The sequence below is a fragment of the Nonomuraea zeae genome, from assembly GCF_005889725.1.
Taxonomy (GTDB): Bacteria; Actinomycetota; Actinomycetes; order Streptosporangiales; family Streptosporangiaceae; genus Nonomuraea; species Nonomuraea zeae.
The window spans coordinates 91,490-104,715 of record NZ_VCKX01000009.1 but is presented as its reverse complement, the minus strand read 5'-3'; the positions used below and the strand labels follow the sequence as shown (position 1 = coordinate 104,715).

Annotated in this window: 16 protein-coding genes and 1 tRNA gene; 7 read left to right on the top strand and 10 right to left on the bottom strand. The window is 69.8% G+C overall.

What is annotated here, in order from left to right; all coding sequences use genetic code 11:
* Nucleotides 1–80 precede the first annotated feature (80 nt).
* A complete protein-coding gene (locus ETD85_RS05055; protein ID WP_170246503.1) occupies nt 81–494 on the top strand; it encodes a response regulator transcription factor in 414 nt (137 codons plus the stop codon).
* Here the strand turns inward: ETD85_RS05055 and ETD85_RS05050 are convergent.
* The 5 genes from ETD85_RS05050 to ETD85_RS05030 form a co-directional block, all read right to left on the bottom strand.
* A complete protein-coding gene (locus ETD85_RS05050) occupies nt 470–1,111 on the bottom strand; it encodes a flavin reductase family protein (protein ID WP_206058079.1) in 642 nt (213 codons plus the stop codon). The genes ETD85_RS05055 and ETD85_RS05050 overlap by 25 nt on opposite strands.
* A gap of 52 nt (nt 1,112–1,163) precedes the next feature.
* Nucleotides 1,164–1,814 (bottom strand): GPP34 family phosphoprotein, encoded by a 651-nt coding sequence (locus ETD85_RS05045; RefSeq protein ID WP_138688407.1) that lies wholly within the window; start codon nt 1,812–1,814, stop codon nt 1,164–1,166.
* On the bottom strand, nt 1,783–2,043 hold the full coding sequence (locus tag ETD85_RS05040) for a type II toxin-antitoxin system antitoxin (RefSeq protein WP_138688406.1): 261 nt from the start codon (nt 2,041–2,043) through the stop codon (nt 1,783–1,785). The genes ETD85_RS05045 and ETD85_RS05040 overlap by 32 nt, the downstream gene beginning before the upstream one ends.
* Before the next feature lie 6 nt (nt 2,044–2,049).
* Nucleotides 2,050–3,000, bottom strand: a complete 951-nt coding sequence (locus ETD85_RS05035) for an SPFH domain-containing protein (RefSeq protein ID WP_138688405.1) — start codon at nt 2,998–3,000, stop codon at nt 2,050–2,052.
* 131 nt (nt 3,001–3,131) lie between these two features.
* Entirely contained in the window at nt 3,132–3,953 is an 822-nt protein-coding gene (locus ETD85_RS05030) for a spermidine synthase (RefSeq protein WP_138688404.1), read from the bottom strand.
* A 137-nt stretch (nt 3,954–4,090) separates the two neighbouring features.
* Here ETD85_RS05030 and ETD85_RS05025 point away from each other — a divergent pair, with 137 nt between their 5' ends.
* The 5 genes from ETD85_RS05025 to lat all read left to right on the top strand — a co-directional run bounded on the left by ETD85_RS05025 (nt 4,091) and on the right by lat (nt 8,500).
* On the top strand, nt 4,091–5,536 hold the full coding sequence (locus ETD85_RS05025) for a penicillin-binding transpeptidase domain-containing protein (RefSeq protein WP_170246502.1): 1,446 nt from the start codon (nt 4,091–4,093) through the stop codon (nt 5,534–5,536).
* Between the two features lie 20 nt (nt 5,537–5,556).
* Nucleotides 5,557–6,204 carry a PAQR family membrane homeostasis protein TrhA gene (gene trhA, locus ETD85_RS05020; protein ID WP_138688402.1) on the top strand — a complete coding sequence of 216 codons (648 nt, stop codon included), beginning with the start codon at nt 5,557–5,559 and terminating at the stop codon, nt 6,202–6,204.
* Nucleotides 6,201–6,566 carry a PPOX class F420-dependent oxidoreductase gene (locus tag ETD85_RS05015; RefSeq protein WP_206058078.1) on the top strand — a complete coding sequence of 122 codons (366 nt, stop codon included), beginning with the start codon at nt 6,201–6,203 and terminating at the stop codon, nt 6,564–6,566. The genes trhA and ETD85_RS05015 overlap by 4 nt, the downstream gene beginning before the upstream one ends.
* Before the next feature lie 47 nt (nt 6,567–6,613).
* A complete protein-coding gene (locus ETD85_RS05010) occupies nt 6,614–7,162 on the top strand; it encodes an HdeD family acid-resistance protein (protein WP_138688400.1) in 549 nt (182 codons plus the stop codon).
* A gap of 69 nt (nt 7,163–7,231) precedes the next feature.
* On the top strand, nt 7,232–8,500 hold the full coding sequence (gene lat, locus ETD85_RS05005; protein ID WP_138688399.1) for an L-lysine 6-transaminase: 1,269 nt from the start codon (nt 7,232–7,234) through the stop codon (nt 8,498–8,500).
* A gap of 6 nt (nt 8,501–8,506) precedes the next feature.
* Here the strand turns inward: lat and ETD85_RS05000 are convergent, their stop codons facing one another.
* Complete coding sequence (locus ETD85_RS05000) at nt 8,507–9,727, bottom strand: NAD(P)/FAD-dependent oxidoreductase (RefSeq protein ID WP_138688398.1); 1,221 nt, start codon at nt 9,725–9,727, stop codon at nt 8,507–8,509.
* A 368-nt stretch (nt 9,728–10,095) separates the two neighbouring features.
* Between ETD85_RS05000 and ETD85_RS04995 the strand changes: the two genes are divergently transcribed.
* Nucleotides 10,096–10,863, top strand: a complete 768-nt coding sequence (locus ETD85_RS04995) for a helix-turn-helix domain-containing protein (RefSeq protein ID WP_138688397.1) — start codon at nt 10,096–10,098, stop codon at nt 10,861–10,863.
* Nucleotides 10,864–10,897: 34 nt separating this feature from the next.
* On the opposite strand, the gene ETD85_RS04990 is transcribed toward ETD85_RS04995, so the two are convergent.
* From ETD85_RS04990 to ETD85_RS64450, 4 genes are all read right to left on the bottom strand, one after another.
* On the bottom strand, nt 10,898–11,122 hold the full coding sequence (locus ETD85_RS04990) for a helix-turn-helix domain-containing protein (protein ID WP_138688396.1): 225 nt from the start codon (nt 11,120–11,122) through the stop codon (nt 10,898–10,900).
* 156 nt (nt 11,123–11,278) lie between these two features.
* Nucleotides 11,279–11,354 (bottom strand) — tRNA-His (locus ETD85_RS04985).
* A gap of 67 nt (nt 11,355–11,421) precedes the next feature.
* Nucleotides 11,422–12,015 (bottom strand): oligoribonuclease, encoded by a 594-nt coding sequence (orn, locus tag ETD85_RS04980; RefSeq protein WP_138688395.1) that lies wholly within the window; start codon nt 12,013–12,015, stop codon nt 11,422–11,424.
* Nucleotides 12,016–12,083: 68 nt separating this feature from the next.
* Nucleotides 12,084–13,193 (bottom strand): DUF2510 domain-containing protein, encoded by a 1,110-nt coding sequence (locus ETD85_RS64450; RefSeq protein ID WP_206058077.1) that lies wholly within the window; start codon nt 13,191–13,193, stop codon nt 12,084–12,086.
* Nucleotides 13,194–13,226: the final 33 nt, after the last annotated feature.

Below are 13,226 nucleotides of genomic sequence, written 5' to 3'. Positions count from 1 at the left end.
GCAGGGCACGTTGGGTATAAGAGCCAGGCATCGACGCGGCCCACCGCATCCGCTCGGCGCATCCCGGGGTCGGGGTGGTGGTGCTGTCGCAGTTCTCGGACGCGCTGTTCGCCTTCGAGCTGTTCAAGCACGGGACCGAGGGGTACGCGTACCTGCTGAAGGACCGGGTGGGCGACCTGGACGAGCTGCTCGGCGCGATCAGGGCGGTGGCCTCGGGCGGCTCGGTCATCGATCCGAAGGTGGTCGAGGGCCTGCTGGCCAGGCGGGACGTACGCGGGCAGCGGGAGGCTCTGACGCCCCGCGAGCGGGACGTGCTGCGCGAGATGGCGCACGGCCGGTCGAACTCCGGCATCGCCGGAGCCCTGCACCTTTCGATCTCGTCGGTGGAGAAGAACGTCAACGCCATCTTCACCAAGCTCGGCCTGGAGAACAGCGGTGACGTGCACCGCAGGGTGGCCGCGGTGCTCGCCTACCTGGGCCCGGACCCGGCGTAGTCCGCGCGCTCGGCGTGCGGGGTCTGGCTGCGGTAGGAGTGGCCGAGCTCCTGGCCCAGGCCGAAGTAGTGGCGGAAGTTGTAGATGAGCGGGCTCCACGCGGCCGGATCCACGTGCTGCGTCCCCGGCACGACGATGCGCGGGTCCGCGTGCACCTTGCCGACGACGGCCTCGGCGATGACGAACGAGCCGGAGGCGTCCCGCCGTACGCTCTGTGCCCGCGCCTCCAGCTGGAGCGGGCACTCGCGCACGCGCGGCGGGCGCACCGTGTCGGCGGGCTCGGGGCGCAGCCCGGCCGCCCCGAACTTGTCGGGCTCGAACCGGCAACCGTCCGGCTTGCTCGCGGGCACCGGATCGCGCCCGGTGAGCGGGGCCAGCCGTTCCACCGCCGCCCACTGGTGCGGCGCCGGCAGGTTGATCACCAGGTCGGGACGTTCGGCCAGGTTCTGGGCGGTCTGCCCCTCCGCGCCCAGCCCGAGCACGACGACCTGGCCGAGCGCCCACGCCGACGACATCGGGGCGAGGTTGTACGAGCCGTCCGCGTTCTCGGTCGAGAGCAACACGACGGGGGTGCCGAAGTACAGGATGCTGGGCTCGATGACCATATGGGACTTCATGCCGTGGAGCCTAGGAACGGGACGTTCAAACGGCGGACGAAGCGTCGAGGCGTCAGCCGGCCGCCGCCGCGGCGTTCGCGGCGTCCACGCTCTTGCGTAACGCGGTGGTCACCGGCCGGACCGGGCCGGCCAGCTCGTCGAGCCTGCCCTTGTGTGCATGTCGCTCGCGTCCGGACATGACCGTCTTGAGCCGGACCGCCGCGGCCAGCGCGGCCAGGGCGCGGACGTCCTCGTCCACCCGGTTGACGGGCTGGCCGCCGCGGATCGCCCGCCCGACGCGCTCGGCGAGCCGGCGCGAAAGGTAACCCCGCCGCGGCTTGACCCGCTCATATCGGAACATCAGGAACCGGTGGTGCTCGATCTGGACCAGCCGCGCGGTCGCCAGCTCGTCACGGATCAGGCGGTAGGCCTGAGTGCGGTCCCAGTCGACCCACCGCCGCCACGTCCGGGGCTTCGAGGTCGTGATCTGCTCCCAGACGGCCGCCTGGAGCGGGCCGGGATCGGCGGGCGGGGTGACCGCCCGCGCCTTGCCCGACTCGTCGGCCAGGTTGCCGCTCAGCAGGAGCTCGGCCAGCGCCGCCGCGCGCATGAGGCGGCCGAGGTCGCGGCAGTTGGTCAGCCGCTCCTTGCGCGGGTCGAAGGCCAGCAGGAAAGCCGACGCGGGAAGGGACTCACCCTGCTCCGCCTGCGGTCGCTTCTCCATCAGGGTTCTCCTCCTCGTCCTGTGCTCCGGGGTCTTGCGGGGTCTTCCTCGGCCGTCCGCGCGGGCGCATCCGCTCCACCCCGTCGGGCAGGCGCCCAGCTTCGGTGAGTGCTCTGCGCAGCAGGAACTCGATCTGCGAGTTCGTGCTGCGCAGCTCGTCGGAGGCCCATTTGGCCAGCGCGTCGTGCACCACCGGGTCGAGCCGCAGAAGAAGCTTCTTCCTCTCCACGGCGGGTTACTGGTAGAGCGTGCCGGCGTTGACGACCGGCTGGGTGTCGCGGTCGCCGACCAGCACCACGAGCAGGTTGCTGACCATCGCCGCCTTGCGCTCCTCGTCCAGCTCGACCACGTCGTGCTCGGCGAGCCTGGCCAGGGCCATCTCGACCATGCCGACCGCCCCTTCGACGATCCGCTGCCTGGCCGCCACCACCGCCCCGGCCTGCTGGCGGCGCAGCATCGCGTGGGCGATCTCCGGCGCGTAGGCCAGGTGGATGATGCGCGACTCGATGATCTTCACTCCGGCCGAGGCCACCCTGATCGCGATCTCCGCGGACAGCCGCTCGTTGATCTCGTCGGCGTTGTCGCGCAACGACAGCCTGGGCTCGCCGTGCGCGTCGTACGGATAAGAGCCCGCGATGTGCCGTACGGCGGTCTCCGCCTGGATGGCGACGAACTCCACGAAGTCGTCCACCTCGAAGACCGCCTGCGCCGTGTCCTGCACCTGCCAGACCACCACGGTCGCGATCTGGATGGGGTTGCCGTCCGCGTCGTTGACCTTCGTCACGTCCGTCTCATGGTTGCGGATCCTCGTCGAGACCCGCCGGCGCAGGGTGTAAGGGTTGACCCACTGCAGGCCGGGCGAGCGCAGGGTGCCGACGTAGCGGCCGAGCAGCTGCACGACCCTGGCCTCGCCGGGGGCCACCGCCGTGAGGCCGAAGACCAGCGTGCTGCCGATGAGGAGGAGCAGGCAGCCGGCCACGATCATCCAGGTGCCGATCTGCCCGCCGCCCGTCGCGAGGGTGATGATCCCCGCCGTCAGCAGCGCGATCCCGGCCAGGTCCAGCAGCGTCGCCAGGCCCAGCATGACGAACCCGTTGCTCGCCCGCACGGTCCGCTCGGTCGTGTGCGGCTCGGGCATGTCCACGATCGTCGTGTCCAGCGCGACCCCGCCGGAAATCTCCCCCATGGTCCGTCCCCTTCTCCTCGGCTTGGTGTGCTATCAAAGTGATATCACTTTTTTGACGGGCGGGGAAGAGGATGTTTCCGGCATCGCGAAAGGGCCGCCGGGCGCCGCCGGCGGCCGGATGAGGGGGAGGGTCAGCCGAAGACGGCCGGCGGGGGGACGGGCGCCAGGACCGGGTCGCCGTCCTTGATCGGGTACGCGCCCGCGACGAAGTTCGTCAGCGCCGCGCCGTGCACGCACCTCGCCTGCGTCAGCCCGCCCGCCGCGCGCCGCGTGAGCAGGTCGACCGGCAGCTCGGTGCGGGAGGCCGCGACGATCAGGTTGCCGAAGCGCCTGCCCCGCATGATCCCCGGCTCGGCCAGCAGCGCCACGTTCCTGAACGTGCCCGTCACCGTGGCCAGCAGCCGCTTGGCGAACGCCAGGCCCTTGCCGTCGGCCATGTTGATCAGCAGGGTGCCGCCCGGCCGCAGGATCCGCGCGATGTCGCCCATGTACTCGGCCGTGGCGAGCTCCACCGGCATGGTCGCGCCGGAGAAGGCGTCCAGCACCACCAGGTCGGCCGTGGCGTCCCAGACCTTGGCGGTGCCGGCCCGGCCGTCCTCGACGAGGACCTTCAGCTTGGGGACCGAGCGCAGGTCGAGCTGCTCGCGTACGAGGTTGATCAGCAGGCCGTCGGGCTCGATCACGATGTGCCTGGATCCGGGGCGGGTGGCGGCGACGTAGCGGGGGATCGTGCAGGCGCCTCCGCCCACGTGCACGCAGCTCAACGGCCCATCTTGGAGAAGGTCGATCACGTCCGCCATGAGTCGTACATACTCAAATTCCAGAAATGTCGGGTCTTGTAGATCTACATACGACTGAGGTACGCCATCCTTGGACAGCACCCAGCCGTCCTGCCTGTCCAGATCCCGGAGCAGTTCGATCTCGCCGAACGTCACTGGATACCGGCCAGGCATCGGTTCTCGCTGTCCACGGGCCACGCTGATCCCCTCCCTGGGAGAACCGTATGCGACGACGAAGGCTGATTGTGCTCGTTATCGCGGTTGTCGCGGTAGTTGGGGCGGGTGCTTTCGCCGTTCTGGCGTCCAGCGGGGTGAAGGGCAGCGCCGCCCAGACGGCGGCGGCCTACTTCAGGGCGTGGCGCAAGGGTGACGTGCAGGCCATGGCCCGCCTGGCCTACCAGCCGCCGCCCAACTTCGTCGTCCTGCACCGCGAGCTGAGCGACGAGCTGCACGTCGAGTCGATCCAGCTCACCTCCGGGCAGCTCAAGAGCACGGGGGAGGAGAGCGCCGAGGTGCCGTTCGCGGGCGTGCGGCAGTTGTCCGAGTTCGGGGCGTGGCCGTTCGACGGGGTGTTGCGGCTGGCCGTCCGCGATCGGGCATGGAAGGTGCTGTGGACGCCCGAGACCCTGCACCCGCTGCTCAAGGGCGGCGGCACGCTGGAGCTGAGCGAGATCGAATCCTCGGCGGCCGAGCTCGTCACCAGCGAGGGCGACAAGATCCCGAACGACAGCTATGCGGACTCCTATCTCGACCAGCTCAAACCCGAGTTCGAGCAGGCCAACCACGGCTGGGCGCTGGTGTCGAAGGTCCCGGGGCAGCCCGACCGCCGGCTGATGGTCCGCCAGCCCGAGGCGAAGGTCGAGCGCACCACCCTGTCGCGACCGGTGCAGGCGGCCGCCGCCCGCGCGCTGGACGGGGTCGAGGACTCCACGATCATCGTCATCCGGCCGAGCACCGGCGAGATCCTCGCGCTGGCCGACCGGCTCAAGGAGAGCTACAGCGCTGTGCGGGACGTCTTCCCGCCGGGCTCCACCTTCAAGACGATCACGGCGGCGGCGCTGCTCAAGGCGGGGCTGAACCCGTCGGACCAGCTCCCGTGCCCCGGTACGTACACCATCCCGTCCTACCGGCCCTTCCAGAACGACGGCGAGGTGGACCGCGGCCTGGTCAGCTTCACCGACGCGTTCGCCTACTCCTGCAACACGACGTTCGTCGAGCAGGCCACCACCAGGCTCACCGTCGAGGACCTGCGTGAGACGGCGGACGAGTGGGGGTTCGGCCGGCCGATCGCGACCGGCATCGGCGGGACCTGCGGCACCATGGCGGAGACCGACGACCAGAACATGTTCGGGGCCGACGCGATCGGCCAGGGCGAGGTCGTCGCCACCCCGCTCTGCATGGCCGCCCTGGCCGCCGCGGTGCAGAACGGCACCTGGCGCTCGCCCCGGCTGCTGTCGGAGAAGCAGGTACGCCGCATCGACGGCGAGCCGTTCGGGGACGTCCGGCTCGACGAGCGGATCGTCGGCGCGCTGCGGGAGATGATGGCCGCCGTGGTCGACCACGGCACGGCCAGCGAGGCGGGACTGCCGGACGGCGTGGCGGGCAAGACGGGCACGGCCGAGGTGCCGGACGGGGAGTCGCACGGCTGGTTCATCGGTTACCGCGACGACCTGGCCTTCTGCGTCTTCGTGCGGCACGGGGGCTCCGGCCGCTCCGCCGCCGTTCCGGTGGCGGTCCGCTTCTTGAAGGGACTGTAACCTACGGTACCGTAGGTTATATGACGACCATCACCGTTAAGCCCAGGCTGCGTGGCTGGTTGCACACCGGAGCACTGCCTGTGACGCTTGTCGCCGGGTTCGTGCTGGTGGCGCTCGGCCCGACCCTCCAGGCCCGCCTCGCCTCCGTCATCTACGCGCTCACCTCGGCGCTGTTGTTCGGCATCTCGGCCACCTATCACCGCAGCACGCTCGGCCCGAAGCTGGCCGACTTCCTGCGCAGGCTGGACCACGCCAACATCTATTTGATCATCGCGGGGACCTACACGCCCTTCGCCCTGCTGGCCATGGAAGGCGCGGCCCGGGTGGCGGTGCTCGCCGTCATCTGGGGCGGCGCGCTGTCCGGGGTGTTGTTCCGAATCTTCTGGATGAGCGCGCCGCGCTGGCTCTACACCGTCCTCTACCTCGCGCTCGGCTGGACCGCGATCTTCGTGATGCCGCAGCTGCTGGAGGGCGCGGGCGTGGCCGCCGTCGTGCTGGTCGCGGTGGGCGGCCTGTTCTACTCGGCGGGCGCGATCGTGTACGGGCTGCGCCGCCCCGACCCCTCGCCCCGCTGGTTCGGCTTCCACGAGGTGTTCCACGCGCTCACCGTGGCGGCGTACCTGGTGCAGTACATCGCGGTGTCCATTGTGGTCTACTCGCACGTGTGAATCTTGGGACGGAGCAGTACATCTCGGTGACCACCTACCGCAGGGACGGCCGGCCGGTCGCGACCCCCGTGTGGGCGGCGCAGGACGGCGACGCGGTGGTCTTCTGGACCCCCGCCGACTCCTGGAAGATCAAGCGCATCAGGCACAATCCCGAGGTGAGCGTGGCCGGGTGCGACTTCCGGGGCAACCTCAAGACCGAGCCGGTCCGGGGGCGGGCCGAGGTGCTGGACGCGGCGGAGACCGAGCGGGTGCGCGAGCTGCTGCGCCGTAAATACGGCCTTCTGGGGCGGATCACGCTGCTCGGCAGCAAGCTTCGCAGGGGGGACACCGGCACCGTAGGTGTGCGGATCACCGACATTTGACCCGATGCTGGTCTGTTTTCGGGCGGGACTCGGAAAGCAAGACCAGCATGGGGGATCTGGCTCGGTCGTGGTGGCTCCTGCTCATCAGGGGCGCCGCGGCCATCATCTTCGGCATCCTGGCGCTGATCTGGCCGCGGATGACACTACTCGTTCTGGTGATCTTCTTCGGTGCGTACGCGCTGGTCAGCGGCGTGTCCGAGCTGATCGCCGGGCTCCGGCACGGGGCTAGGGCCAGGTCGAGAACCTGGCTCATCGTTTCCGGAATTATCGGGATATTGGCCGGTATAGCGGCATTGATCTGGCCGGGGATCACCTCCCTGGCCCTGCTCTACGTGGTGGCCTTCTGGGCCATCTTCACCGGCATCGCGGAGATCGTGGCCGGTGTCCAGCTGCGCAAGGTCATCGACAACGAGTGGATGTTCATCGTGGGCGGCATCCTGTCGGTGATCTTCGGTGTCCTGCTCATCGTCTGGCCGGGGGCGGGCATGCTCAGCCTCGTCTGGCTGATCGGCGTCTTCGCGATCCTGTACGGCATCGCCATGATCGCGCTATCGCTGCGCGTGAAGAACTTCACTCCAGGGGCAGGAGTGCCGTAAATTTTAGATATATGTCGGCGTTCCACAGGAGGAACGTGCGGCCCCGCCCAGCCCGACTGTGGAGGCGACATGGACGTACACACCCGACTTGCCCGCCACCTTCTCGTCGACGGATACCGCCTGGTGCTTGATCTCGAGCTCAGCCGCGGCTCTTGGCTCGTCGATGCTCGAAACGGCCGCCGCTATCTGGACTTCTATACGTTCTTCGCCTCGGCGCCCCTCGGCGTGAACCCGCCCTTCGACCCTGATTTCGCCCAGCTCCTCGGCCAGGTCGCGCGTAACAAGCCGGCGAACCCTGACATCTACACCGAGCACCTGGCGGACTTCGTCGACACCTTCGACCGGGTGCTGGGCGATCCCGAGCTGCCACACCTGTTCTTCGTCGAGGGGGGTGCTCTCGCCGTCGAGAACGCGCTCAAGACCGCCTTCGACTGGAAGAGCCGGCGTAATGAGGCCGCCGGCAGATCACGCGACCTGGGCACCCAGGTCCTGCACCTGACCAGGGCCTTCCACGGCCGCAGCGGCTACACGCTGAGCCTGACCAACACCGAGCCGGCCAAGACCGACCGCTTCCCCAAGTTCTCCTGGCCGCGCATCGACGTGCCCGCCATCCACTTCGGCGACGTCGAGGCCGCCGAGGAGCGCGCGCTCGCGCAGGCGCGGGAGGCGTTCGACCGCAATCCGCACGACATCGCCTGCTTCATCGCCGAGCCGATCCAGGGGGAGGGCGGCGACAACCACATGCGGCCCGAGTTCCTCCAGGCCATGCAGCACCTGTGCCACGAATATGACGCCCTGTTCATCCTCGACGAGGTCCAGACGGGCGGCGGGACGACCGGGACGCCGTGGGCGTACCAGCAGCTCGGGCTGGCGCCCGACGTGGTGGCCTTCGCGAAGAAGGTCCAGGTGGGCGGGATCATGGCGGGCCGCCGGGTGGACCAGGTGCCGGACAACGTGTTCCAGCAGAGCGGCCGGATCAACTCCACGTGGGGCGGCGGCCTGGTGGACATGGTCCGCAGCCGGGGCATCCTGGAGATCATCGAGCGGGACGGCCTGATCGAGCGCGCCGGGACCTTGGGGGCCGTGCTGCTCGAACGCCTCACCAAGCTGGAGGCCGAGCACCCCGAGTCGATGTCCAACGTCCGCGGCCGGGGCCTGATGTGCGCGTTCGACCTGCCCGACCAGGCCGCCCGCGACGCTCTGGTGACCAGGCTGCGGGAGGAGCAGGGCGTGCTGGCGCTGGCCTGCGGTCCGCGCTCCGTACGCATGCGCCCCGCGCTGAACATCCCGGAGAGCGACCTCGACCACGGCCTGGCGGCCCTGTCCGCGGCGCTCTGAGCGGGGTCACTGCGTGACGCTGGCCGCGGTGCGCCGCGGCCCGAAGTAGCGCCAGAAGAAGTTGAGCAGCACGCTCACCCGGTTGCGCCCGCCCAGCAGGTATGCCACGTGGATGAAGATCCAGGCCAGCCAGGCGGGCAGCCCGTGCATGGTCATCCCGTTGGGGAGCTGCAGCACCGCCTGTGCCTTGCCCACGGTGGCCATGATCCCGGGGTCGTCGTAGGAGAACGGCTGCGCCGCCTTCCCCTGCACGTCCCCGAGGATCTGCTTGCCCACGTGCTTGCCCATCTGGATCGCCGGCTGGGCGAGCTGGGGCAGCGGGTGGGGCGGGCCGGCCAGGTCGCCGGCCACGAAGATCTCCGGATGCCCGGGGATACTCAGCGTCTCCGTCACCGTGATCCGGCCGCCCTTGCCCTGCGGCAGCCCCCAGTGGGAGACGTCGTGCGGCGCGGTGACGCCCAGCGCCCACACGGTCACGTCGCTCGGCAGCCGCGTGCCGTCGGCCAGCACCACCGCGTCCGGCTCGACGGAGGCGACCGTGGAGCCGAGTCGCAGGCGCACCCCTCTCTTGCGCAGGGCTTTGGCCGCCTGGTCGCGCAGCCGTGCCTTGTACGGCGCCAGCACGAAGTCGAACCGCTCCACCAGCGTCACGCTCGTCTGGTCGGGCCGGATCTCGGGATGCGTCAGCGGGATCGTGCGCCGGCGCAGCTCGGCCAGCGTGCCCGCCATCTCGACGCCGGTCGCGCCCGCGCCCACCACAACGACGTGGGTGCTCGCGCGCCGGCCCGCCGCCGTGTCCTCCAGGTAGTGCTGGAGCCGCCGCCGCAATGTCGCCGCGTCGTGCAGCGAGTAGATCGGCAGCGCGTTCTCCGGCGCGCCATCCACGCCGAGCCAGTTGGTCGTGACGCCGGTGGCCAGCACGAGGTAGTCGTAGTCGAGCCCGCTGCCGTCGTCGAGCTCCACCCGCCGCTCGTCGGCCAGCACCTTGCTCAGCCCGACCCGCCGCGCCCGCACGTTGGGCCACCTGGCGGCGAAGGTCCTGATCGGGTAGGACACGTCGGACGTGCCCATCCCGGCCGTGGCGACCTGGTAGAGCAGGGGCTGGAAGGTCGAGTACGGGGTGCGGTCGATCAGCGTCACCAGCGCACCGCCCTTGGCCAGCTCCCGCGTGGCGGCCAGCCCCGCGAAGCCCGCCCCCACGACCACGACACGCGCTCTCTGCCCCATGACCAGGTCCCTCCCCTGAACACCGTCTTGGATGTCTATGGCACCAAGAGCACCACTTAAACCATCCGCCGCCAACCATCCGCCACCCGGCCGCCCCAGCCCCCAGACCATCGGGGAACCCGCTCGACCACCTTGGACGCCCCCGGGCACCGCGGACCGCGCACCCGGACACCTGGGACCGCACACCCCGGACCGCACACCCCGGACCGGACGCCTCTGGCCGGCGTCAAAGGGGCGCCGTCACGGACCCACCGTCACACCCTGGGCCTGGGGGCGGGTGGTGCCGGGGCGTCCGCGCGGGGCCGTGCGGTCGCGTCATTCCCTCCGGGGAATCGCCGTCAGCACGGCAAGTCGGCTAGAAAGGGCAGGTGGAAGCATTCGCGACCGAGCTACGCCGCTGGCGCAGCAGCCGCCGGGTGAGCCAGCTGGAGCTCGCGAACCGGGCCGGCACCACCCAGCGCCATCTCAGCTTCATGGAGCAGGGCCGCAGCCGCCCGGGCCGCGGCATCGTCGTGCGCCTGGCCGAGTCGCTGGACCTGTCGCTCAGGGAGCGCAACAGCCTCCTCCTGGCCGCCGGGTACGCACCCCTGTTTCCGGAGTCGTCATTGGACGAGCCCATGCTCCGCCCCATCAGGGACGCCCTGGACGACATCCTCCAGGGGCACATGCCGTACCCGGCGGTCGTCGTGCGCCCCTACGGCGAACTGGTGGCCGCGAACGCCGCGCTGGACCTCCTGACCGAGGGCGCCGCGCCCGAGCTCCTGACGCCGCCTCTCAACGTCCTGCGGCTGGCGCTCCACCCCAAGGGCCTGGCCCCGAGGGTGCTCAACCTCCCCGAGTGGGGGCGGCACATCGTGGAGAGCCTGCGCGGGCGTCTCGTGCGCAGCCCGGACCCGCGCTTGGACGCGTTCGTGGCCGAGCTGGAGTCGTACGTCCCCGAGACCGTCCCCGGGCCCGGCCACCTCGGTTTCGCCGTGCCGCTCCGGCTGCGGTGCGGCGAGGAGGAGCTGCGCCTGCTGACCACGCTGACGTCCTTCGCGACCGCGGTGGACGTCACGCTCGCCGAGCTCCAGCTCGAAGCGTTCCTGCCCGCGGACGAGAGCACGGCCGCCTACCTCCGCTCCCGCTTCCGGTAGCAAACCCGGCTCCCGAGTCGCGCGCCCCCAGATGCTATTGCTGCCGGGAGCGCCACAGGCCGATGGCGGTGACCCGGGAATCGACGCCGAGCTTGGCGTAGATGCGGTTGACGTGGTTCTTGACCGTCTTCTCGCTGAGGAACAGCAGTTGCGCGATCTGGCCGTTGGACTGACCTGTGGCGATCAGGTCCATCACTTCGGCCTCGCGTTTGCTCAGGGACGTGAACGCGCTATCGAACGCTGCGTCGTCGACTCTCATCCGGCCTCCGGGGGCGCGCAGACGGTCAGATCGCCGATGGCCCCCGTGCTTCCGGCGTTAGCGGTAGACAGCGAGCATAACCCGCAATGTCATAATTTGGGGCCGTTGTCGGGAGAAAACGACGACGGCCGATCCCGAAGGACCGGCCGTTCGCATTGGGGTGAGTGAAGGGACTTGAACCCTCGACATCCAGGACCACAACCTGGCGCTCTGCCAACTGAGCTACACCCACCATGGCCACCGCTGTGTGGTGGCACAGGAAAAGTGTAGCGGGATTCGGGAGTCTTTACGCCACTCCTTTAGCCGCTGACACGCTCTGCCAGCGATCTCGCGGTCGCCGAGTCGGGTCCCGGCTGCCCTACGAAGATCGCCGCGCGGTAGTAGCGAAGCTCCCTGATGCTCTCCGTGATGTCCGCCAGAGCCCGGTGTCCGCCCTGCTTTTCCGGTGCGGCGAAGTAGACCCGGGGATACCACCGCCGGACCAGTTCCTTGATCGACGAGACGTCGATCATCCGATAGTGCAAATAGGAATCCACCCCGGGCATGTCTCGGGAGATGAACGTCCGGTCCGTCCCGATCGAGTTGCCGCACAGCGGCGCCTTCTTCGGCTCGGGAACGTGGCGGCGGATGTAGTCGAGCACGAGCGACTCGGCCTCCGCCAGCGTCACGCCGCCGGCCAGCTCGGGCAGCAGCCCGGAGGCGGTGTGCATCTCGCGCACGACCTGCGACATCTGCTCCAGCGACTCGGGCGGCGGTTTGATGACCACGTCGACGCCTTCGTCCACCTGATTGAGCTCGCTGTCGGTGATGACGCACGCCACTTCCACGAGCGCGTCGCGACCGAGGTCGAGCCCGGTCATCTCGCAGTCGATCCAGACCAGCAAGTCACTCATGAGATCTCCTCGCCCAGCGGCTCGGAGCAATCCGCCCGCTTGTTACCCCACCAGCCTAGTGCCACGGGTTATGAGGACTTCAGCGAGCCGAGAACCTGGCCGACCACGTCGGTGCCCAGGTTGTCGGGAACGGAGACGTACAGGATGGCCGGCCTCTCTCCCTCACCGCGATCCATGAGGACGATCGCGCCGTTCTCCTTCTTCCACTTGTAGCCCTTCTCCTCCGACACCTTGGTGAAGTCGAGCTCGAACTGCAGCACCCACGCGTCGCGGTCGCCCACCTTCATGGCCTTGTCCTGCACGACCTTGCTCTCGTGCGCGATCGCGTAGTACTTGCTGGAGAAGTCGACGAAGACCGCCTTGGCGGTGTCGCCCAGGCCCGAGGCCCCGCTGTAGGGATAGAGCTCGTTGAGCACGCCCGTGTAGACGTTGCCGATCCAGTCGGACTCGCCCTCGTAGTTCTCCTGCGAGGTGGCCTGCACCCCGCTCGACCACGCCTGCTCGGTCGGGTCAGGGCCGTTGAGCCGCTCGGGAGCGGGCACCTCCCAGTCTTCGGGCACCGCGAAGGACAGGCCGCTCGCCGCGTCCGTTATGCGCCCGTCGGCCGGCTGCGGGAGCTGGGACGGGGCCTGGCTGGGCGACGGCCGGCTGGAGGGCGGCGGTTCCTCGGACTCGAACGTCTCGCTCGGCGTCGGGGCCGCCACCGGGTTGGAGCCGCCGCTGTTGATGAAGAAGATCCCGGCGACCACGATCAGCGCGACCACCACCAGCGCCGCCAGCCCGCCGAACACCCACGGCAGCGGGTTGCCCTGCTTGGGCGGCGGGCCGTAGCCCGGCCCCGGGAGCTGCGCCCCGCCCCACTGCTGGGTGGGCGGCGCGGGCCGGCCGTAGGCCGACTGGCCGAACGTGGGCTGGCCGTACTGGAGCGTGGGGTTGGCCGGCGTGCTCGCCCAGTTCGGTCCCGTCTGCGCCGAGGGCTGGCCCGGGGCCTGGCCCGGCGGCTGGCCGGGGCCCGGCGCCTGAGGCTGTGGCTGCGGCCCTGAGGCGGGCTGCTGGGGCTGTCCCGGCCGCTGCTCCTGCGCGTGGGTGGCGTCGGTCCACTGGCTGCCGTCCCACCAGCGGAGCTGGGGCTCTCCGTACGGGTCCGGGTACCAGCCCGCGGGGGTCTGCGTGGTCATGTTGGCCAGATTAGTAAGAACCGCTTTGATATG